This is a genomic window from Chitinophaga varians (assembly GCF_012641275.1).
Lineage (GTDB): Bacteria > Bacteroidota > Bacteroidia > Chitinophagales > Chitinophagaceae > Chitinophaga > Chitinophaga varians_A.
The window spans coordinates 710,360-731,635 of sequence record NZ_JABAIA010000004.1; the positions used below are offsets into that span (position 1 = coordinate 710,360).

The following is a 21,276-nucleotide window of genomic DNA, read 5'->3' on the forward strand; positions in this document are numbered from 1 at the left end:
CGGTTTTTTAATGGTGGCTGTTTTTAGATCGCGGTTTGTATTAATTTAATATCATGGTATGGCCCTCCCTGCCATTTTTTATTCCAGGATGATGATCATATCTTTCGCCTGATGTCCCTGTCCGGCCGTGACAAGCCTGAAACGGGCCTGGCCGGTTTGCTCCAGCATATGTATGACTTTGGACAACGGCTGGTTTCTGGCGATCTGCCCGGTATAGTGTATATCGGGCTTCGCTTCATATTTTACGTCGATGTCATACCAGCGTTCCAGACAACGCATCACTGTTGCCAGATCGGCATTGTCGAACAGGAACAGCCCATTCTTCCAGGCGATAACATCGGGCGCGAACGTGCGCGTAACGCTGAGCTGCTGACTGCCGCTATGGGCGGCAATAGCCTGTTGGCCCGGCTCCAGCATCACGCCGGCATCTTTTCCGGGCGTGTTCACTTTCACCCGGCCGCTGACCAGTGTGGTGACAGTATTGGCTTCATCCGTATAGGCGTTAATGTTAAAACTGGTGCCCAGCACATGTACCTCCTGTGCCGCTGTTTTTACCCGGAAAGGCTGCGTGGCGTTGGCGGCCACTTCAAAATAAGCCTCTCCCTGCAACTCAACGGTCCTGTCGGCGCCGCTGAACGCGGTAGGATAACGCAGCGCGGAAGCGGTGTTGAGCCATACTATCGTGCCATCGGGCAGTATAACCCGGAACTGGCCGCCGCGGGGAGTGGTCAGTGTATTATAGCTGGCTACGGCGCCGGGCGACTGTACACTGTATTGCAGCTGTCCGCCGGATTGCCGGATAGTGGTCTGCTGCTGTCCGATGACCTGCTGCCCGCTGCTGTCCAGCGCTACGGTGCTGCCATCGGCCAGCGTCAGCACGGCTTTATGGCTGCCAGGCGCCTTATCGGCTAAAGGGGCTACCATCTCATAGCGGGGCCGGGTGAGCAGCCACGTGCTGCTGCCTGTTAACAACAGCCCCACGGCGGCAGCCCACCAGCTGCGGCGCAGGTAACGAACGACGGACGAAGAGGCCGGCTTTCCGGTAATATGCTGTAAAGTGGCCTGTATGGCCTTTTCCGGCATAGTGGCTGTTCCGCTGGTGGCAAGGAACAACTGGTCGATTTTTGTATGTAATACTGTTTCATGTTCGGGTTGCTGCACCAGCATGTCAAACTCCCGAAGCTCTTCGGGCGTAGCCTCGCCGGCAGTATACCTGCTAAATAAATAATCCAGTCGATTTTGGTCCATATAAGCTGTAAGCGGGCGTAATAAGTAGGTGGTACGGTCCCGTTATTATAAAGACCCCGGAAGAAGAGCGGGTGGGGGGTGTCTCCGAAAAAAAATTAATTGAGGGAATGCAGGCTCCAGACAAAGATCAGCTCTGCCCCGATCAGGAAGGCGTCATGCGATTCGAGAAAACCACGGATGTTTTTAACGGCCAGGGAGAGGTGTTCTTTTACAGTGTCCGGACGGATCTGCATACGGGCCGCGATCTCCTCGCGTTTCAATCCTTCCTCCCGGCTCAGGCGCCAGGCTGTTTGCTGTCGTATGGGCAGTTGGCTGACGGCCTTGTTCACCAGCTCATGATAATTACGGTAAATAATCTGTTCATCAGTTTCGTTGGAAACAGGCATGGGAAGCTCCAGCGTGTCCAGGACCACCTTCAGGCGGGTGCTGCGCCGCAGGGCCTTGTAGGCGTCGTTGCGCGCAATGATGAACAGCCAGGAAGGGATGTCCATGATCTCCGGCAGCTGCGCCTGTTGTTTCCATACTTTCACGAAAACATCCTGCACCAGCTCTTCCGCTACGGATTCCGTCTGCGTCAGCATCAGTCCTACTTCATAAATTTTCTGGTAATGGTGACGAAAAAAGACAGCAAACGCGGACTCATCACCTTTGGCTATACGGGCAACGATCTCCCTTTCATTATATTGACTGCCCTTCATCAGTTAAAAGTATGTCCCCTGGCTCACAAAAGTTGGTATGGCTGGTTTGGGCGCTAAAGTATCAAAATCTTTTTAAAAACCCAAACACCGGCGCTTTCAGGGCATTTGCCAAACTTTAAGTAGCTTTAAGGATGGACAATATGTTTGTACAGGAACTGGACGGCAGACCACTCACCATGGCGGATATGCCCAGACTAATGGCGTTGCAGTACGGTCATTTTACGGCTATGCAGGTAAGACAACGACAGGTGAAAGGATTACGCCTTCACCTGGAGAGGTTGGCTGGCAGCAGCCGGCAGCTGTTTGGCTGTCAGCTGCCGGACCGGCATATTATCGATTGTCTGCATCAGATCACAATGGAACAGGAGTCCTGCTCGCTCCGGGTGAATATTTTTACGACCGCTTTTGGCCAGCCGGTCATCCGCGAAAAAGACCTGCAGGTGCTGGTCACCAAAACGCCGGCGGTGGCACCGGCATCGCAACCGATCAAAGTAATGTCCGCCCGCTTTGAACGCCTGTTGCCGGAAATTAAATACAGCGGCATCGTTTCCGGGATTCTGGCATACCGTCGAAAAGCCATGGACGCCGGTTTTGACGACGTTCTGTACGTCGATCAGCAACAGCACATCTCAGAAGGTGCTATCTGGAACGTCGGCTTTTACGACGGACAAAGTATCGTATTGCCGGCCACACCCGCCTTGCCGGGCATTATGGTACAGCTGTTGTCAGACAGCCTCTGGAACAACGGTGTGGCGGTCATCCACCGCAATGTGCCACTGTCACAGCTATACGAATATAAAAACGCTTTTTATACCAACTCTGTTAACCATCGGGGAATGATTGCGCAGATCGACCAACATATGTTTGACCATAGTAACGATACGTTGTCTGACATACTGGAACGGGCCTACGAAACCATTCCCTGGGATAACCTGTAAACCACCATGAAAGAAAATAAGTACGACGATCCCGGCTTTTTTGAAAACTACAGCCAGATGGCGCGCTCCGTAGAAGGACTGAACGCGGCCGGGGAATGGGAAGTGTTCCGTAGCCTGCTGCCGCCCCTGCAAGACAAGCGGGTACTGGATATCGGATGTGGCTTTGGCTGGCATTGCCGTTATGTGATGGAACAGCAGGCCGCCAGCGTAATAGGAATGGACCTCTCCGAAAAAATGCTGGAACAGGCACGCCTGCGTAACAATGGCCCGGGTATCACCTACCTGCGGGAAGCCATGGAAGACATCGATTTTCCTCCCGGTTCTTTCGATGTGGTACTTAGCTCGCTGGCGCTGCATTATACCGGGCATTATGACCTTATCTGCCGCAAAGTGCACAATAGCCTGTCGGCAGGCGGACATTTTGTTTTTTCTACCGAACACCCTGTATTTACGGCCATGGAGACGCAGGACTGGTACTACGGTACAGCGGGCCAACGGCTGCACTGGCCGGTAGATCATTACCAGGACGAAGGCCGCCGGGTGGCCCGTTTCCTGGACACGGACGTGGTAAAGTACCACCGCACGGTAGCCACACTGATCAACGGCCTGCTGGATGCCGGTTTCATCATCACCCGGGTGGAAGAGCCCAAACCTTCACCGGCCGTGCTGGAAAAATACCCGGAAATGAAAGACGAAACCCGCCGCCCTATTTTTATATTGATAGCAGCACAGAAACCATCAGCGGTATAGCAGCTGGTCGTATGCGATAGTCATTTCATATAGCTGTTGCCGGTAGTCACACAGCTGTACTTCCATCGCGCACGCTGCTTCGAGGGAACGAAGTACGGCAGCCAGGTCCAGCCTGTTTTCCTGATATCGCGCCATATCAGCCTCTAACGCATGTTGCAGCGCAGGTAATATTTTTTCCGTAATACCGTATATGCGTTGCTGTTGTATGCGAATGTCCTGCTCCAGTACCGTTAGCCGGACCTGTGTCTGTTGCAACAGGGCGCTGCGCTGCTGCGCCAGTGCGGCGATGTCTGTCCCGATGGCCTGCGTTTTCCGACGGTAATAGCCTGCCGCCCATGGCGCCAGCGGTATCCTGATGCCCACCATGATGTTGAAATTGTTGGGTACCAGCGGCGATACCGGAAAGAACTGATAAAAGCCAATGTTGAAATCCGGCCGCTGCTCTTGCCGTACAGCCTTTTGTTCCAGGTACCGCCATCGTATGGCTTCTTCCAGCTGATATACCTGTTTGTTGGCCTGCGCCAGTGATACGGTGTCTGTGTTGCCGGGCGTAAACGCCGGCGTGTAACTGCTGTCTGTGGTAAAAGGCCCGGTGAGATATAACAGGCTGCTCAATCTTGCCCTGGTGCCGGCAGCCAGCGATTCCTGTGTGCGTATATCATCACTTACCGCTGTGAGTCTTGCCGCAGCGGTGCTTACAGCTGCTACCTGTGCCTGTCGGTAAGGCAGCCGTGCCAGCGCCACCTGGTGGATAAAAGACAATACCTGTTCCTGACGCCGTAGTGCTGCCGCCTTTTGCAGTGCCGCCACATGGCGGATATATTGTTGCCGGGCGGAGTAGTGCAACCGGTTCAGGGCAATGGTCTGTGCGGTCAGCGCCATGTTTGCCTCAAAAGCCAGGTACTGGTAACGGCTCCGCAGCTTTGCCGGATGTGGGATTGCCTGCTCTGCCTGCACAATTCTGCTGCCCAGCGCAATGTCATTATACACGCGGCGTGCCGACCACGGGATCATAAACGTGCCGGCGCCCACCACCGGCGGCGCCCATGCCAGGGCGCTGTGGGCGCGCCACCGGTAAGCCTGTGCGCTCATCGCGTAAGCCTGCAATAGCAGATGGCTGCGTGTTATACGGGGCAGCATACTGTCGGGCGGAAGCACAGGCGCCGGTTGTGCGTTTAACCTTTGTAGTGTGACGATCAGAAATATGACAAGTAAACGGTACCTCATCAATGGTGCATATAGTGTGCCTTGCCTAATGTGCCTTCTATCGATTCGGGCAATAGCTGGTATTTGTTGCGCATATCAACCGTACCCAGTTTCTCACCGGTGTTGATGTCAACTACGTCAATGGTGCCGGCATTGAGATTGGGCAGGTTGAGCAGGTTGTTTTGCACGGCCACTACAGAGCGGCCTGACCTGGTTTTAAAGAAAGCCATGTGGTGCGCCCCCTTGTCAGCCGGTAATGTTCGCACCTGCCGCAATTCAGGTAGGTAATTCAGATCAAACACCAGGATTTTTCCGGGTTGACCAAAACTTACGTACAGCAGTTTATCATCTGCAATATAAAATTCCAGCGCCCAGCCCAACCCTTGGTTGGCCCCTTTTAATACCCGCTTAAATTCGCTGTACTGACGGGCTTCGTCATTAAATGCAGCCATCCAGATGTCGCCGCCGATCATGGTATTGGCGAGGGCGTAACGCGGGTATTCATTGCGGAGCAACAGTACTTCCACCGGGCTGGACAGGTCGGTGGCACTGTCTGCCACGCGGTAGGTCTTAATGATATTGTAGGTGTTCATATCTATCAGCGTACAGGTGTTACCGATACCGCTGGTGAGATCGGGGTGAATGGTGGAGGTCACCATCGCCAGATTTTTATCTTCAAATATGGAAATGCCGTGCGGGTACATGATGAATTTGTCGGGATGCTCGTCAATAGAGGAGGAGATGGTTTTGATGAGCTGATTGTTATGCGCGTCGAACACGCCAACGCTGCCGTCGCGGACGCCGCCTTTTCCACCCATAAAGGTTACCCAGTACTGGCCGTTACGGGTGAAGAAGATATCTTCTCCTACTGTATTGCCACCGGTGTTGACAGGGTTGGCCTCGTAGATGACAGGATATCCTTCGTGGTTCCATTCCATTTTTAACTCATACAGGTAACTGCCACCCAGGGCGGTAGTATAGAGCTTTTTTTCATCACGGTTGAAATACAGGTGGTGTGGCAGCACGCCTTTTCCCAGCTCTGTCCGGTGCAATATCTTCCCGAAATCCGGCGATTCAGGGTCCAGCTCCATTACAGCGATGCCATCGCTGCCGCCGGCCAGATGCCGGTAGTCAATAAAGAAAAGGGTTTTCTGTTTGGTGGCAGGGTCTTCTATTTTTTTACAGGCGTGCAGTAAGTGCAGGCAGCAACAGAAGAACAGAACTCTTATCAGCAATTTGAAGTTTAACATACGTGGTTGTTTTAAAAAGTGTATACAGGTGGGTGAATTTATAAACATTATATGCAAAGGATAAGCTTGCATACCTGATGTGCCAGCGTGTAAAGTTTTTAGTCCTAACTAACTGATGGACCTGAAAATAGATAATAGCCAAAGGTTTCAGCTTTGGGAAATAAAAGTAACCGGTATAAAACGAACCCTGACAGCAGTTTGATACTGAAGCTTCTTTGCGCAGGGATGCGTTACTTTTAGCGTTGATTGTACCGTTCGCCGGCGCAGTGTTTTGTTACTTATTTTGTGAACCTTTAATTCCACCCACCATGGAAAATGCTTTGCACCCAGGCGATTACTGGGATAACCGGTCAGATGACCGGAAACGATGGGAGATCGTTATTAACCTTTTTCTGAAACCGGTAACAACCGCGTTGTTGCAACATCTTCATCTGCAAACCCCCAGACGGATATTAGACGTCGGTACCGGTACAGGAGAACCAGGATTGTATATAGCGCAACTATATCCGGACGCGCAGGTGACAGGCACGGATATATCTCCACGAATGCTGGAGATTGCTATGGGCAAAGCGAAAGAAAACGGATTGTCTAATTTCGAGGTGGTCTGTTGCGATGCTGCTGATATGCCCTTCGATGATCGTATATTCGATGCCGTAGTATGCAGAAACGGCGTCATGTTTTTTAAGAATATTACAGCAGGGCTGAAAGAAATTAACCGCGTATTGAAGCCTGGTGGGCGACTGGCTGTTTCAGCCTGGGGACTGCTGGAGCATAATTTGTGGATCAATATTGTACTTGACGCGATTGCTTCCGTTACCCGCCGTAAACTATATAATCAGCATGTGCCGGGCATGTTTCACTGTATGCAGCCTGGCGAGATGGCCGACTGGTTTGAAACGGCGGAGTTCCAATCCGTAGAGGAAGAGGTACTGACGGGCATTGTACAGTTTAATTCTGTAGACGACCACTGGCAGTATGTAACACGGGTGAGTGCTGATGTGGTAAATGCATTAAAGGATATTCCGCTGCCGGTGCAGGAGATTGTCCGGTCGGAAGTAGCCGGCAGGGTTGGCAGGCATGTAATAGACGGTAAACTCTATTTTGAGTGGAGCCTGCGGGTAACCTCCGGTGTCAGGGCTTGATGGTGTTGGCGTACGTAAGGGGACTGTTTTCGCGGGAGGCTGCAACATGATACCCGCCAGGCACACCGTTCTTCGACAGTACGATCTGCCACAGCTGGCTATGCCGCGCCCGGAAAGAGGCCGCGCAGGACAGCAGGTAATATTTCCATATACGGAAAAATGTCTGGTCGTACCGGCTTTTGAGCTTGTCCCAGTTGGCGGTGATATTTTCGTACCAGGCCATCAGTGTTTTATCATAGTTCACGCTGAAGTTCTCCCAGTGTTCCATCACGAAAATGCCTTCTATGGCCTGGCCAATCTGCCGGATGGTGGGAATGACCGCACCGGGGAAGATGTATTTGTTGAGCCATTGGTCTGTAAAAGCGGACGTTTCATTGCCGCCGATGGTATGCAGCAGGAACAGGCCGTTATCTTTGAGGCAGCGGGCAGCTACTTTCATATATTCGCTATAGTTATGCGGACCTACGTGCTCAAACATGCCCAGTGATACAATGGCGTCGAATTTTTCGTTGAGCTGGCGGTAGTCCTGCAGCCGCAGGGTGACAGGCAGGCCGGCGCACAACTGCTGCCCAAGGGCTACCTGTTCTTTGGAGATGGTGACGCCGGTTACGGTCACCCCGTATTTTTCGGCGGCAAATTTTGCGAAGCTTCCCCATCCGCAGCCGATGTCGAGGACATGCATGCCGGGTTTCAGCTGTAGTTTGCGGCAGGAGAGGTCTAATTTGTTTTCCTGTGCTTCATCCAGGGTGGTGGCGTTGTCCCAGAAGGCGCAGGTATAGGTGAGCCTTTTGTCCAGCATGTTCTGGAAAAGATCGTTGCCTGCATCGTAGTGGCGCTGGCCGTTACGGGTGGCGCGTGCCGGCCGCTGGAAGTTGAACACGCGCGCCAGCAGAATGTCCATCTTCAGCCGCAGACTTTTACGGACGCTTTTGTCGAGATTGGAACGCAGTATTTTGTAGAAGAACTCATCGAGCCGGAGGCAGTCCCAGTAGCCTTCCATGTAGGATTCTCCCAGTCCGAGGGAACCCTGGTACAATGCGCGGGAATAAAAATCTTCGTTGTATACATGGATGTCCCACGGATTGTTTCCATTTACCGCGATACCCGCTGCCGATAGCAGCCGGGTGACTATGCTTTTTGTTTTTTCGTTGTTCATGGCTGTATAACAAGTTAACAGGCCAGGGGAGGTATTTGTTCCCGATAAAATGATTTTTCCGAGGTGTCGGGCCGTTTTTGGGGTACGATCGCCTGTAACAAATGTAACGATATTCTGCCGGCAAAACCACGTCCCTGCATGCCCGTAGCAGCATCGCCAGAGTTTGGTGTCTGTTTTTTAGTATAATGCTGTTTTGAAATTTGAACAGTGTTCATTATTTTTGCGGATATTAAAACCCGGATAAAGGTAAATATGAAGAACAAGGCCTTACAGGAACAACGCATCAGGGGGTATTTCATCGAAGCAACGAAAGAAATCCTGAAAAGCGAAGGGCTTAAAAGCGTCAGCGTACGCAACATCGCGGAAAAAGCAGGTTATTCCTTCGCTACATTGTACAACTACTTTAAGGACGTAAAAGACCTGGTGTTTCTCTGTGTACAGGACTTCCAGGAGGAATGCAGCGCCTACGTGACCACCCGCAGCGCCAAAACTGCAAAGGGAGAGAAGAAGCTACGCGCTATCCTGCTGGCCTATCTCGAATATTTTGTACAATACCCCGGCATTTTTGAACTGTTTTTCATGGAGAAACTGTCCGACCTGAACAAACAACCGGACACGGCTCCGCTGATCACCGGCTTCCTGGACAAACTATGTGAGGAAGAATGGAAAAGCCTTATCACTAATAAAACCGTAACCGCCACCGCGGCGGCCAATAAAAAAGCAGCGTTGTTGTACGGGCTTTCCGGCCTGTTGTTGTTATACATCAACCGGCAAACCCCTTCAGGATACCCGGCCTTCCTGAAGGCTGCCAACACATTTATTGACAGCCAGCTTAAAGAGATGAACACATGAAATCAAAAAAAGAACTGAAAGACGCATACCGGCAAATGTCTTTCCGCATGGGCGTGTTCCGCGTACGCAACAAACAGAATGACCGGATATGGATACATCACAGCATGGACCTGGACCGCGCATGGAACTCTGTCAGACTGCAACTGTCGTCCAATACACACCCTAATGCGTTCCTGCAGGAAGACTGGAACCTGCTGGGAGAAGATAACTTTGCGTACGAGATCGTAGAGGAACTGAAAGAAACCAATGACCCGGCAGTGGACTATAAAAAGGAAGTGCAGGCGTTGTATAAACTATGCCTCGAAGAACTGCAACCCTATCACCAGAAAGGGTATCATCAGCAGAAAAGCTAAATCATTACGGATATTTAACTATATTGCGCCGCGATGAAGTTTGGCCCTTTCCGGCTTTATCGCATTATCCAGGGGGATAGTTTAAAATGGAAAAACACCGGTGCTGCTCGCCCGGAGATGCAGGTTCGAGCCCTACTCCTCCACAATATTTTCCTATTACAGAAACCTTTGTATAACTCTTACGGTTATACGATAAAAGTAAAAGCCTGGCCATACGCCAGGCTTTTACTTTTGTGAAATATGGATAATTATTTCTATGTTCGCACCCGTGACGGACCGTGGCTCAATGGAAGAGTATCTGCCAGCAAGCAGAGGGTGGGAGTTCGATTCTCCCCGGTTTGTCACTTTTTCTCTCTCTTAACGGTACACGCTTTTAATCGCTTTACTGTCGGGATGCGTAAAGTTGTCCGGTGATGCCGGAAAATCTTTCATCGCGGAAAGGTGCAGCGGCAAATTTCCTTTGGCGCCCAAAGCTTTGGTGGACGGGGCATAACTCAGGTCCACCCATTTCAGGTAGGGCCGGGTGCTCAGCAGTTCGTGCAGCAGCTGCATGCCTTCGGCCTCAATGCCGCAGCTGGACAGACTGAGTTGTTCCAGCGTGGTGTTTTGTTTCAGGCCATGTATCAGGTGCGCCACGCCTTTGTCCCCGATATTGTTAACGCTCAGAAAAAGAGATTTCAGGTGTTTGTTGGCCGCCAGCATTTCGCTGACAGGTATCATCATCTCAGCAGTGAGATAATTGCCGCTCAGGTACAGTCTTTCTACTGTCGTATTTTCTTTCAGGTATTCCAGCAGTGTAAAAAAACCTTCGCCGGCACAGGTGTTCACCAGGTCCAGTGTGCGCAGGTTTGGATTTTGTTGCAGCAGCTGCACAATGTTGGGCATACTGTGACTGCCGATAGGGTTTCTCTTGAGCCACATGCTTTTTACAGACTGGTTGCTGCTGAGGGCTTCACAGAGTGCCTGCGCGCCTGCCTGTTCTATGTAGTTGCAGCCCAGGTATACGGTTTCAATGGTATTGTTTACAGACACAAGGTCTGCCACGGCCTGCGCACCGGGATTGCCAAAGGCGTTGGTGCCCATCAGGATATGTTTGATCTGTGTGTTCTGTCGCAGGGCGGCTGTCACCAGCTGCGTCCCTTCCACGCCCAGCTGTTGTTTGCACATGTCCAGCCGTCCATCGGTGGTGACGGTGCCTACCGGGAACACCAGGTTGGTAACGGGCAGCGGCTCATTGTTTTCCAGGTATTGCAATACCGGGCCCAGGTCACTGCGTTGAAAAGAAAAGGTGTGCTTTACGTTATCAACGGGGCACACAACGGTATTATGCTGCATATAATTTTTTTACGGGTGATGATCAACATACATTTTACCAGGCATAAGGCTGATAGTCTTTCAGGAAATGCCCGAACAGCGGGATGTCCGGGCTGGCAAGACCTGACACCACGGGGTCGTAGATGCGGGCCATGCCATCAGTTTCGTCCAGCGGCGGCACAAATCCATCTTCTTCGTATAGCCGTTCCTTTTTGGGATGCGGATTTTCCTGTGTGATCCAGCCGGTGTCCACACTGTTCATATAGATGCCGTCCAGCGCATAATCCTGCGCGGAGGTGCGCGTCATCATGTTCAGCGCGGCTTTGGCCATATTGGTATGCGGATGGAACGGCGTTTTGGAGCCACGGTTGAACTGCCCCTCCATGGCCGATACGTTGATGATGAACCGGCGGGGGAAAGGTGACTGCTTCAGCAGCGCTTTCAGTTTGCTGTTGAGCATAAAAGGAGCGGTAACGTTCACCAGCTGTGTCTCCAGCATTTCGCCCGGTGGCACTTCATCCAGCCGCAGGGTCCAGCTGTTGCTGGAACGCAGGTCTAGCTGCTGCCGGTCTTTGTCATATTGCCCTTCAGGAAAACACTGGTGTATCTCGGCAGGCAGCAGTTGCTGTTCCCATGCGTCGCCTAGGTAACGGAAGGGCGGGGCAGGGGCCAGGCAGCGGCGTACGGCTTCGGGCAGGGTTTCCGGCGGCGCTTCTTCTGTCGCGAAAAGATGCTGATAGAAGGCTGTCGGCCTTTTGACCGTCTGTGCGGCATTGTGTACCAGGATGTCCAGGTGTGTTTCTTCGGCATACAGCTGTTGTATGAACTGGTTCACCTGCCCGAGGTTGCGCAGGTCCAGCGCCGCTATTTTCAGCCGGTGCGCCCATTCGGAAAAGTCTTTCTCTTCACTGAAACGCAACGCGCAGTCTTTGGCAAAGCGGGTGGTCACCCACACGCGGGCGCCGTCGCGTAACAGCCGCAGGGCTGTCAGGTATCCGATCTTGATGCGTCCGCCGGTAATTACGGCCACGCGCCCACGAAGATCGGCACGCTGCAACCGCTTGCTGTAGTTGGTCTCTGCGCAGGAAGGACATAACATATGATAGAAGAAATGCACTTTCCGGTAAGGCGTCTGACAGATATAACAACGTTGCATGGTGGTCAGTGTCAGGTCTTCTTTTTTATCGGCCGGCAGGCCGGTATCGGGCAACTCATATTTCCTGAACAGCAACGTCTGGGAAAGCACTTCTTTCTTATCGTACTGCCGCAGGATATCCTGCTGCTGCGATATCTGCTGCAACCGCTGTAAGGTCATCCGCACGGCCGGCGTGGCCACCGCTGCCAGCCTGGCTTCCGCTACGGCGGCTTTGTTGTCTTTTTTGGCACGCTTGTACAGCTTGGTCACCAGCCCTTTCAGCGTCATATCGTCCGGCGACTGGTCCGGGTCTCTTGACAATACCTGTAGCACTTTTATACAGGCTTCCCATTCTTCTTGTGTGAATGCTCGCTCCATCTTCTCCGTCGGGTTAAAAAATAAATTGGATGATTAAAGATAGATGTTATTAATTTATGTTAATATATTTGTAATTATACCCTATTAATATAACGATGATGAACGCACGTTTCCGTATACACCTGGCCCACATTTTCCTTTTCCTGCTGGCTGTTGTTTTCTCGACGGGATGCTCTAAAGAGCTCTCCAGGGAGGGAGCGGGAACAGGTCCGGTGGTGCCGCCGGCAGACCTGGCCACCTATGGGCTCGAACATCAGGGCAACAGCTGCTCCGATGCCGTGGTTACCGGCACTTTCAAAGTCGGCACCACCGCTGCCGGCTCAAAAATACAGGTAACTGTGCAGGTGGCCATACCCGGTGTATGGACGCTGACCACCGGAAACGTCAATGGAATAGAATTCTCCGGCGGCGGCAGCTTCTCTGCCACCGGCAAATATACGATCACGCTGATTGCCAGCGGTACGCCTCAACAGGAAGGCACTTTTAATTTCCCGTTAAAGACCACAGGATCGTCTTGCAGTGTAGCCGTTAAGGTGAGTGGCAGCGGCCCCGATGTGCCGCCTCCTCCGGCAGATTTTTATTACAAACTGACGGCTAACGGAAAAGATTATGAGCAGGACGTGGCAACAGCCAACAATTACATGCTCACCTCTGAAACCACCGGCGGCACTGATGTGACAATGGGTTCCGGTATCGCATGGGCCGGCGGTAACAACCTGCCACAGGGAAAAACAGAACTGCTGATGTCCAAAGGTAAACTGACCAACTTTGACGCTGTCACCAACCAGGACTTTAAAACCTTTTTCCAGCCCGGCAATTATGGATATGCGGCGGTTAATAACCAGACTTTAACCGACGGTCTGTTGCTGGTCTGGACAGACGAAAACGGCAAGAACTGGAGCACGCTCAATGGCGCTACCGGTCAGCCTAATGGTACTTTTACCATCGTCAGCACGGAAGACTGGGCCGGCTATGCAGGTTACTATGGCGTGAAAGTAAAGATGCGCTTTACCTGCAAATTCTATGATGACGCAGGTGCCTCGCTGGACATCACCAACGGCGAAATGGTTGGAGGATTTGTCAAAAAAAGATAATGCTATAGACAATCTCTATCACGGCACATTCCTGCTTTGTCCTACATTTACAGCCGTTAAATGTTTTGACTCATGGGAATGACGGCTTCACCAACAGGCTATACCCGGAAGCAGGAAATCGTAAACGGACTGGTACATGCCATCGGCATTGTATTCGGTATCAGCGGCCTTCCGGTATTGACCAGCATCGCTGCCACACACGGTAATACACCGGGGATTGTGGGCGCAGGCATCTACAGTTTTTGTTTTATCCTGCTTTTTACCTGCTCGACCATCTATCATATTTCGCAGGAGTCGGCCGTCAAAAAAGTATTTCTCATCTTCGATCATATCAGTATCTATTTTCTGATCGCCGGAACATATACGCCCTTTTTGCTGGTGTATATGAACAACGCCTTCGGTATCTCACTGTTGTCGGTCCTGTGGGGACTTACAGCCATAGGCATTCTGTTTAAAGTATTTTTCACCGGCCGGTTCGACATTATTTCCACCATCATTTACCTGGTGATGGGCTGGATGCTGGTGGTGGGCGGTAAACGTTTCTTTACCGAACTGCCGCTTTCAGTTATTGTGATGTTGTGCGTAGGCGGCGGTTTATATACCATCGGCGTGATTTTTTATATCTGGGACAGGTATAAATATACGCACGCCTTATGGCACCTGCTGGTGCTTTCCGGCGCTGTGTGTCATTATGTGGCCATTTTGTTATCCATGTAAATATTGTAACCTTGACTATCGAACAGTATAAGGAGTTAATCCACGAATTTGAACTCTCGGAAGTATCGGACTATCTGCTTTCCGCAGCCCGCCCCATTATTAATCTCACGCTGGCAGAAAAGGAAGACTACCAGCTTATTGGTAATTCCCGTGTAGCCGGTGAGCCGGACCTGCCACCTGGTTTTGAATGGCCGCTGACAGATGATGGCGAACCGATGTCTTTCATTGCGCAGCTGGACCTGGAATCTGTTTACCCGCAGGACACACAACAGTTGCTGCCCTCCACCGGTATCCTCTATTTTTTTATGGGAGATATGCAACAGGCGCGTAACATCGCTCACAAGGTAATATATGTGGCAGATAAGACCGGGCTGCAGCGCACTGCCCCGCCCCGTACTACTGTCCTGGAGAAGGAAGAGCGGTATACCGGGTACAGGCTCTCTGCTGCCGCTTCTATCATGCCGCCCAACTATGCTTATGTAGACTATGACCAGCTTTCCGAAGATGAAATGGACGCGCTGGACGACCTCTGCATGCATCTCACCGAAGGTGCAGGCCGCATTGGCGGTTATGCTGACGGGCAGCATGGTGACCACAATATCGAGGCTGCCATGTACCTGGAGGCAGGCAAGCCTTATGACTATTTCCCCAGGAATGCCCGTGCCACGCTGTTACAGCACTTCAATGGCAACCAGCAGGCAGTGGAGGAGGCCATTGATGATATGATGCTGCTGTTGCAGATAGATTCCGACATGAAGGTTGGATTTTGCTGGTGGGACGCCGGTTGTATACAGTTTATGATGCCGAAAAAAGCACTGCGCGCCCGGGCGTTTGACAGAACGTATCTGACGCTGTACAGCTCCTGACCTTTTATCAAACTACAACACTGCTGCGGTGTTTGTCGGGCTTTGCCCCGGTCATGGTTTGCCATGAAGGCCTCATGAATATGATGCTTTTATGATGCTAATGACCAGGACATTACCTAACTTGCGCCCTTGCCTGTCTTACTATTATTTTGATAAGACGGTTTTTGTTTTTATATATTATAGATTGATAAACAGTTTGTAATATATTTTTTATTTAAATAGATAAGATATTCCGGATGTCTGATGTTGCAGTTTCACCTTGCACCGCCGGTTGACATCAGGAGATCCGTATAAAATCAGGAGAACAGATGTCCTATTTTAATCATCTCCTCGAGCTGCTCCGACAGGAGCGTGAAGAGGACAAACAGTCCTGGCTCCGTCTCACGGCCAGTTCGTCGGCCGCGGAACGCAGGGCGAACGGCCTCACCTGGTATCCGGTGGCCATCAGAGGCACGGAAATGAGCCGTGGGGACTATCTCACCGTAGAAGTAGAACGTACCACCCATCAGGATATCACCCACCAGTTGCGCTTTGGCGTGTCCGCGGTATTGTTTTCCAACCATGATCCGCAACAGGACAGGATAGAAGGGACCGTCACCTTCCAGGGCGGCAATCGCCTGAAACTGACGCTGCGCACAGATGAACTGCCGGAATGGGCCGACAACGGCAAACTCGGCATCGACCTGCTGTTCGATGACAACAGCTACGATGAAATGCAGCAGGCGCTGAAACAGGCTATGGCACTGGCAGACAAGCCGGAAGGCCACCTGGTGAAAATCCTCACCGGCGAAAAAAAGCCAACTTTCGATACCACAACGCCACCGGTAACGCTGCCCGGACTGAACACCGTACAACAGGAAGCGGTCAATAGAATTTTATCGGCCAATGAACTGGCCATCGTACACGGCCCTCCGGGCACCGGCAAAACCACCACGCTGGTACAGGCCATCAAAGCGTTGATTAAAAAAGACCAGCAGAAAATACTGGTAGTGGCGCCCAGCAACACTGCCGTGGACCTGCTCAGCGAAAAGCTGGCAGACGAGGGGCTTAACGTGCTGCGGGTAGGCAATCCTGCCAGGGTATCGGAAAGACTGTCAGCCCTCACGCTCGACAGTAAAATGTCCGAACATGCCAGCATGAAGGAAGTAAAGCGCCTGAAGAAACAGGCCAGCGAGTTTAAAAACATGGCGCATAAATACAAGCGCAACTTCGGCAAGGCGGAAAGGGAACAACGCAAAGCCCTCTTTGATGAAGCTCATAAAATCATGAAAGAGGTAGATAAAACGGAACAATACATCACCGATGACCTCATCGCCAAAGCACAGGTGATCACCGCCACGCTCGTGGGCGCCAATCATTATACCGTGCGGAATGTGCGTTACCATACCCTCGTGATCGACGAAGCGGGCCAGGCGCTGGAACCTGCCTGCTGGATACCCATCATCAAGGCGCAAAAAGTGATCTTCGCCGGCGACCATTGCCAGCTGCCGCCCACCATCAAATCACCCGACGCGGCACGGCAGGGGCTTAGCAATACGCTCCTCGAAAAATCAGTGGCGCTGCATCCGGAAGCCGTAGTGCTGCTGGAAGAACAGTACCGCATGAACGAAATGATCATGGGATATGCGTCCTCCGTTTTCTATGAAAACAAACTGAAAGCCCATCACACAGTGGCTGCCCGCCGTTTGTTCGCAGACGATGTACCGCTGGCATTTGTGGATACCGCCGGCTGCGGCTTCGATGAAAAAGCAGAAGGCACCAGTACTTCCAATCCGGAAGAAGCCTCTTTCCTGTTCCGCCACCTGCTGCAGCTGGTGGCCACATGGAAAACACAGCAAGGCAACAACCCTTTCCCGGAGATAGCTATCATTTCTCCCTATAAACAACAGGTATACCTGCTGCAGGAACAGCTGCAACATGCCGCTGAACTGCTGCCCCATGCTGCCAGCATCTCCGTCAATACCATTGACAGTTTCCAGGGACAGGAGCGGGACGTGGTATATATCAGCATGACCCGCAGCAATGCGGACAACAACATCGGATTCCTGTCAGACATACGTCGCATGAACGTAGCCATGACCAGGGCCAGGAAAAAGCTCGTCGTGGTAGGCGACAGCGCCACCTTGTCGCAGTTGCCTTTCTATGCCGGATTTATCGCCTACGCGGAAGCACAGAATGCCTACCAGAGCGCCTGGGAATTTATGGACCTTTAGTACAATAATGTATGATAGCAACCAGTCTCCAACGTTGGGAATATCTGTGTGATATCATCCCCGCGTTGTTAAAAAACATCAGTGAAGAAGAGTTCTCCTTTAAACCGCTGCCTTCCAAATGGAGCAAAAAAGAAATCCTGGGACACCTGATAGACAGTGCTGCCAATAACCACCAGCGGTTTGTACGGGTACAGTTTGAAGAGACGCCGGTAATCGGATACAATCAGAATGAATGGAACCGCTACAGCTATCATCAGTTGCAGTCCGGGCAACAGCTGATTGCCAGCTGGGAGGGCTATAACCGGTTGCTGCTGGGCATTGCACGGCATATACCGGAAAGCCTGTTGCAGCGTACCTGCGTGTCAGGTGGTGCCGGGCTGGTTACACTCGCCTTTGTCATCGAAGACTATGTGGTACACCTGGAGCACCATCTCCGTCAGCTGGTGTCTTACTAGACAATTATTCAAAAAAAATAACGGCAACGCTACTACGTTGATGACAAAAAAATAAACGCCGCAGGGAAGCAACCTCTCTGCGGCATTCTTGTCTTTAAAGAAATCACTTTAAATGTTTCGTTTTTGTTACATTCGTTTATCCGGAAAATAGAAGCTCTGGAGAAGACCCTTTAACAATCAACCGCTTATGATGAAAAATGCTCTGCTGGCACTGTCATGCCTGTTGACTGCCCAATCCCAGGCGCAGGTGAGCGCCAGCCTGTTCCGCTACCCGGACGTTTCCCGCACACAAATTGCTTTCAGTTATGCCAACGACATCTGGCTGGTGCCGAAAGAAGGTGGCACCGCTGTTAAAATCACTTCGCCGGCAGGAATGGAAATGTTCCCCCGCTTTTCACCGGATGGCAACAAACTGGCTTTCTCCGCCAACTACGATGGTAACCTCGATGTGTATGTGATGCCGGTCACCGGTGGCGTACCATTCAGGCTTACCCAGCACGGTGGCGCTGATAACCTGGTGGACTGGACGCCGGACGGTAAACAGGTGCTTTTTGCCTCCAAAAGAGAAAGTACCAAAGACCGGTTTAACCAGTTTTATACCGTACCGGAAACCGGTGGGGCGCCTGTCAAACTGCCGCTGGCCTACGCTGAATTCGGCAGCTATTCTCCTGACGGTAAAAGTATCGCTGTCACCACCCGTACCCAAAGCTTCCGCACCTGGAAACGCTACCGCGGCGGTATGAAAGCCGATATTCATATCTTCCGTTTTGATACCGGCCTGTCCGAAAATATTTCCGCTAAAAGTGAAGCCGGCGATGAATTTCCGATGTGGTACAAAAACGATATTTATCTGCTGTCTGACCGCGGACCGGAAAAAAGAATGAACCTCTGGAGATATAAAACAGATACCAAAACTTTTGAACAGGTGACACACTACTCCGACTACGACGTGCATACGCCTGCCCTGGGGCCGGATGATATCGTGTACGAAGCAGGTGGTAAACTGTATACTTTCTCCCTCGGGTCTCAACAATCAAAAGAAGTAAAAATCAATATCACGACAGACGTATCTACGCTGAAACCAAGGATCATCAAAGCTGATAAAGACATCCAGTATGCCGATATCAGCCCCGATGGCAAACGTGCATTGATCGGCGCCCGTGGCGAAATCTTCTCCCTGCCCGCTGAAAACGGTTTCGTAAAAGACCTCACCCGCAGCAGCGGCGTTGCTGAACGCGACGCTTCCTGGTCTCCCAACGGCAAACAGATTGCCTGGTGGAGCGACCAGTCCGGCGAATATGAACTGTGGGTCGCGGAAAATGGTAAAGAGGAATCCGCCAAACAGGTGACCCACCTCGGCCCCGGCTTCCGTTATCACGCCTATTGGTCGCCCGATAATAAAAAGATCGCTTACATCGACCAGACAATGCGCATCAATATCGTTGAGGTGGCCACAGGTAAAGTGACCAACGTAGACAGGGCCGTACGCTACGAGGAAAGCGCCATGCGCGGATGGAAATGCAGCTGGTCTGCTGACAGCCGCTGGCTGGCGTATGCCCGTGACTGTGATAACATGCACAACGCGGTATTCCTCTATAATGTTCCAAACAACCAACGCCATCAGGTGACGGCCGATTATTACCAAAGCAGCGATCCGGTATTTGACCCGGAAGGCAAATACCTGTACCTGTTCACCAACAGAACATTCAAGCCCATCTACAGCGATGTGGAAAATACCTTCATCTATGCCAATACCACCAAGGTGGCGGCTATCAGCCTGCGTAAGGACGTGCCGCCGGTGATGTCTACACAGAACGATGAAGTTACGGTGAGTAAAGACTCTGCGCAATCATCTCCCCAAAAGGAAGACAAAAAGAAAGAAGATAAAAAGAAAGGCGGGGAATCAGCGAAGAACACCAGCGAAGTAAAAATAGACCTGGACAATATTGAATCCCGTTTATACCTGTTGCCCGTGGAAGCCGGTAACTATTCCCGTCTCTGGGCGGTGAAAGGAAAAGTATTGTATAACAACGGTCCCAATACCGGCGCGGGCGAAGGTCCGTCTACCCTCAAATACTTCGACCTGGAGAACAGGGAAGAGAAAGATATCATTAAAGATGCCGGTCAATACCAGGTGTCCGCTGATGGCAAAAAAATCCTCGTGACCGGGGAACGTTATGCTATCATCGACCTGGGCGCCAACCAAAAAGTTGACAAAAATCTCCGCATCAATGAAATGACGATGCTGCTCGATCCGATGCAGGAGTGGAAACAGGTGTTTACCGACGCATGGCGCGTAGAACGCGATTTCTTCTATGATCCGTATCTGCACGGGGTGAACTGGAATGAAATAAAGGGAAAATATAACTACATCCTTGAAGGCGCCCGCACCCGGGAGGAAGTAAATTTCGTGATCGGTGAGATGATTGCTGAACTGAATGCCTCTCATGCCTATGTCTTCGGCGGCGACTTCGAAACGCAGCGCCAGATGAACGTAGGTTATCTCGGCGCTGACTGGGAAGCAGACGGTAAATTCTATAAAATCAAACGGATTGTCCGCGGCGCTGACTGGGATGCAGAAGCCCGTTCCCCGCTGGACGAACCAGGCATCAATATTCCGGAAGGCGCTTATATCCTCGCTGTCAACGGCGTTCCGCTGACGACCGTTGCGGAGCCGTTCAACGCTTTTCAGGGCCTGGCCGGCAAAGCGGTGGAGCTGACCTATAACAGCCGCCCTTCTTTTGATGGTGCTAAAACCGCGGTGGTGAAAACCATGAGCAATGAATATCGCCTGCGCCACCTGGCCTGGATAGAAAGCAACCGTAAACATGTGGCGGAAGCCACCAATAACCAGGTTGGCTATATCTTTGTGCCCAGCACTGGTATTGACGGACAGGATGAACTGGTGCGCCAGTTCACCGCACAATGGAATAAGGCAGCACTGGTCATCGATGAACGTTTCAATAACGGCGGCCAGATCCCTGACCGTTTTATTGAGATACTGAACCGTAAGCCGGTGTCTTATTTTGCTAACCGTGGCGGGGTGCCAACGTCCACACCACCAATCGGCAATTTCGGGCCTAAGGTGATGCTCATCAACGGCTGGAGTGGTTCCGGCGGTGATGCGTTCCCCGACTACTTCCGCAGAACAGGCCTGGGCAAACTGATCGGTACCCGCACCTGGGGCGGCCTTATCGGCTACTCCGAAGGATTTACCCTGATAGACGGCGGAGAGATCACAGCGCCTTCCATGCGTATGTTCTACCCGGATGGTACCTGGTTCCGTGAAGGACATGGGGTAGACCCCGACATCCTGGTGGATGAGAACCTCGGTGATATGGCCAAAGGCATCGACCCGCAGCTCGAACGCGCCATCACAGAAATCAAGTCGCTCCTGCAGACAAAGGGATACAAAGCCCCGGCGCTGCCACCATATGAAAACAGGTAACGTATATTATTAACCGTTATATTGTCAGCCCGTTTGGTACACTGCTACCGAACGGGCTGTCAC

The 21,276-nt window shown here is 51.7% G+C and carries 18 protein-coding genes and 2 tRNA genes; 13 read left to right on the top strand and 7 right to left on the bottom strand.

The window, feature by feature from the left end; genetic code table 11:
• Positions 1–78 precede the first annotated feature (78 nt).
• Positions 79–1,248: a FecR family protein gene (locus HGH92_RS32280; protein ID WP_168874967.1), complete on the bottom strand. Its 1,170-nt coding sequence runs from the start codon at positions 1,246–1,248 to the stop codon at positions 79–81.
• 95 nt (positions 1,249–1,343) lie between these two features.
• A complete protein-coding gene (locus HGH92_RS32285) occupies positions 1,344–1,946 on the bottom strand; it encodes an RNA polymerase sigma factor (protein WP_168874968.1) in 603 nt (200 codons plus the stop codon).
• Between the two features lie 131 nt (positions 1,947–2,077).
• Here HGH92_RS32285 and HGH92_RS32290 point away from each other — a divergent pair, with 131 nt between their 5' ends.
• Positions 2,078–2,884 (top strand): aminotransferase class IV, encoded by an 807-nt coding sequence (locus HGH92_RS32290; protein WP_168874969.1) that lies wholly within the window; start codon positions 2,078–2,080, stop codon positions 2,882–2,884.
• Positions 2,885–2,890: 6 nt separating this feature from the next.
• Positions 2,891–3,634, top strand: a complete 744-nt coding sequence (locus tag HGH92_RS32295; RefSeq protein WP_168874970.1) for a class I SAM-dependent methyltransferase — start codon at positions 2,891–2,893, stop codon at positions 3,632–3,634.
• Here HGH92_RS32295 and HGH92_RS32300 read toward each other — a convergent pair.
• Complete coding sequence (locus HGH92_RS32300; protein ID WP_168874971.1) at positions 3,623–4,861, bottom strand: hypothetical protein; 1,239 nt, start codon at positions 4,859–4,861, stop codon at positions 3,623–3,625. The two genes, HGH92_RS32295 and HGH92_RS32300, sit on opposite strands and share 12 nt — an antisense overlap.
• On the bottom strand, positions 4,861–6,090 hold the full coding sequence (locus tag HGH92_RS32305) for a YncE family protein (protein WP_168874972.1): 1,230 nt from the start codon (positions 6,088–6,090) through the stop codon (positions 4,861–4,863). Before HGH92_RS32305 ends, HGH92_RS32300 begins: the two co-directional genes overlap by 1 nt.
• 308 nt (positions 6,091–6,398) lie before the next feature.
• Between HGH92_RS32305 and HGH92_RS32310 the strand changes: the two genes are divergently transcribed.
• Complete coding sequence (locus HGH92_RS32310) at positions 6,399–7,232, top strand: class I SAM-dependent methyltransferase (RefSeq protein ID WP_168874973.1); 834 nt, start codon at positions 6,399–6,401, stop codon at positions 7,230–7,232.
• Here HGH92_RS32310 and cfa read toward each other — a convergent pair.
• Positions 7,222–8,388 carry a cyclopropane fatty acyl phospholipid synthase gene (gene cfa, locus HGH92_RS32315; RefSeq protein WP_168874974.1) on the bottom strand — a complete coding sequence of 389 codons (1,167 nt, stop codon included), beginning with the start codon at positions 8,386–8,388 and terminating at the stop codon, positions 7,222–7,224. The genes HGH92_RS32310 and cfa overlap by 11 nt on opposite strands.
• A gap of 252 nt (positions 8,389–8,640) precedes the next feature.
• Here cfa and HGH92_RS32320 point away from each other — a divergent pair, with 252 nt between their 5' ends.
• The 4 genes from HGH92_RS32320 (at position 8,641) to HGH92_RS32335 (ending at position 9,935) form a co-directional block, all read left to right on the top strand.
• Positions 8,641–9,240 (top strand): TetR/AcrR family transcriptional regulator, encoded by a 600-nt coding sequence (locus tag HGH92_RS32320; RefSeq protein ID WP_168874975.1) that lies wholly within the window; start codon positions 8,641–8,643, stop codon positions 9,238–9,240.
• Positions 9,237–9,593, top strand: a complete 357-nt coding sequence (locus HGH92_RS32325) for a GIY-YIG nuclease family protein (RefSeq protein ID WP_168874976.1) — start codon at positions 9,237–9,239, stop codon at positions 9,591–9,593. Before HGH92_RS32320 ends, HGH92_RS32325 begins: the two co-directional genes overlap by 4 nt.
• A 71-nt stretch (positions 9,594–9,664) precedes the next feature.
• Positions 9,665–9,736: transfer RNA gene (locus tag HGH92_RS32330), tRNA-Ser, on the top strand.
• A 129-nt stretch (positions 9,737–9,865) separates the two neighbouring features.
• Positions 9,866–9,935: transfer RNA gene (locus HGH92_RS32335), tRNA-OTHER, on the top strand.
• Between the two features lie 15 nt (positions 9,936–9,950).
• On the opposite strand, the gene HGH92_RS32340 is transcribed toward HGH92_RS32335, so the two are convergent.
• Both HGH92_RS32340 and HGH92_RS32345 read right to left on the bottom strand, forming a co-directional pair.
• Positions 9,951–10,928 carry a ribonuclease inhibitor gene (locus HGH92_RS32340; protein ID WP_168874977.1) on the bottom strand — a complete coding sequence of 326 codons (978 nt, stop codon included), beginning with the start codon at positions 10,926–10,928 and terminating at the stop codon, positions 9,951–9,953.
• A 34-nt stretch (positions 10,929–10,962) separates the two neighbouring features.
• Positions 10,963–12,420, bottom strand: coding sequence for an SDR family NAD(P)-dependent oxidoreductase (locus HGH92_RS32345; RefSeq protein ID WP_168874978.1), 1,458 nt, complete (start codon positions 12,418–12,420; stop codon positions 10,963–10,965).
• A gap of 95 nt (positions 12,421–12,515) precedes the next feature.
• Here HGH92_RS32345 and HGH92_RS32350 point away from each other — a divergent pair, with 95 nt between their 5' ends.
• The 6 genes from HGH92_RS32350 (at position 12,516) to HGH92_RS32375 (ending at position 21,213) form a co-directional block, all read left to right on the top strand.
• Positions 12,516–13,514: a hypothetical protein gene (locus HGH92_RS32350; RefSeq protein ID WP_168874979.1), complete on the top strand. Its 999-nt coding sequence runs from the start codon at positions 12,516–12,518 to the stop codon at positions 13,512–13,514.
• Between the two features lie 72 nt (positions 13,515–13,586).
• On the top strand, positions 13,587–14,231 hold the full coding sequence (gene trhA / locus HGH92_RS32355; RefSeq protein ID WP_211092810.1) for a PAQR family membrane homeostasis protein TrhA: 645 nt from the start codon (positions 13,587–13,589) through the stop codon (positions 14,229–14,231).
• An 11-nt stretch (positions 14,232–14,242) separates the two neighbouring features.
• A complete protein-coding gene (locus HGH92_RS32360; protein WP_168874980.1) occupies positions 14,243–15,097 on the top strand; it encodes a YwqG family protein in 855 nt (284 codons plus the stop codon).
• 308 nt (positions 15,098–15,405) lie between these two features.
• Positions 15,406–17,310 (top strand): AAA domain-containing protein, encoded by a 1,905-nt coding sequence (locus tag HGH92_RS32365; protein WP_168874981.1) that lies wholly within the window; start codon positions 15,406–15,408, stop codon positions 17,308–17,310.
• Between the two features lie 11 nt (positions 17,311–17,321).
• A complete protein-coding gene (locus tag HGH92_RS32370; RefSeq protein ID WP_168874982.1) occupies positions 17,322–17,765 on the top strand; it encodes a DinB family protein in 444 nt (147 codons plus the stop codon).
• A gap of 187 nt (positions 17,766–17,952) precedes the next feature.
• Positions 17,953–21,213, top strand: coding sequence for a S41 family peptidase (locus HGH92_RS32375; RefSeq protein WP_211092811.1), 3,261 nt, complete (start codon positions 17,953–17,955; stop codon positions 21,211–21,213).
• Positions 21,214–21,276 lie beyond the last annotated feature (63 nt).

Coding starts and splice junctions, on each gene's coding strand:
- HGH92_RS32280 (WP_168874967.1), bottom strand. CDS start 1,248: ATGGACCAAAATCGACTGGATTATTTATTTAGCAGGTATACTGCCGGC.
- HGH92_RS32285 (WP_168874968.1), bottom strand. CDS start 1,946: ATGAAGGGCAGTCAATATAATGAAAGGGAGATCGTTGCCCGTATAGCC.
- HGH92_RS32290 (WP_168874969.1), top strand. CDS start 2,078: ATGGACAATATGTTTGTACAGGAACTGGACGGCAGACCACTCACCATG.
- HGH92_RS32295 (WP_168874970.1), top strand. CDS start 2,891: ATGAAAGAAAATAAGTACGACGATCCCGGCTTTTTTGAAAACTACAGC.
- HGH92_RS32300 (WP_168874971.1), bottom strand. CDS start 4,861: ATGAGGTACCGTTTACTTGTCATATTTCTGATCGTCACACTACAAAGG.
- HGH92_RS32305 (WP_168874972.1), bottom strand. CDS start 6,090: ATGTTAAACTTCAAATTGCTGATAAGAGTTCTGTTCTTCTGTTGCTGC.
- HGH92_RS32310 (WP_168874973.1), top strand. CDS start 6,399: ATGGAAAATGCTTTGCACCCAGGCGATTACTGGGATAACCGGTCAGAT.
- cfa (WP_168874974.1), bottom strand. CDS start 8,388: ATGAACAACGAAAAAACAAAAAGCATAGTCACCCGGCTGCTATCGGCA.
- HGH92_RS32320 (WP_168874975.1), top strand. CDS start 8,641: ATGAAGAACAAGGCCTTACAGGAACAACGCATCAGGGGGTATTTCATC.
- HGH92_RS32325 (WP_168874976.1), top strand. CDS start 9,237: ATGAAATCAAAAAAAGAACTGAAAGACGCATACCGGCAAATGTCTTTC.
- HGH92_RS32340 (WP_168874977.1), bottom strand. CDS start 10,928: ATGCAGCATAATACCGTTGTGTGCCCCGTTGATAACGTAAAGCACACC.
- HGH92_RS32345 (WP_168874978.1), bottom strand. CDS start 12,420: ATGGAGCGAGCATTCACACAAGAAGAATGGGAAGCCTGTATAAAAGTG.
- HGH92_RS32350 (WP_168874979.1), top strand. CDS start 12,516: ATGATGAACGCACGTTTCCGTATACACCTGGCCCACATTTTCCTTTTC.
- trhA (WP_211092810.1), top strand. CDS start 13,587: ATGGGAATGACGGCTTCACCAACAGGCTATACCCGGAAGCAGGAAATC.
- HGH92_RS32365 (WP_168874981.1), top strand. CDS start 15,406: ATGTCCTATTTTAATCATCTCCTCGAGCTGCTCCGACAGGAGCGTGAA.
- HGH92_RS32370 (WP_168874982.1), top strand. CDS start 17,322: ATGATAGCAACCAGTCTCCAACGTTGGGAATATCTGTGTGATATCATC.
- HGH92_RS32375 (WP_211092811.1), top strand. CDS start 17,953: ATGATGAAAAATGCTCTGCTGGCACTGTCATGCCTGTTGACTGCCCAA.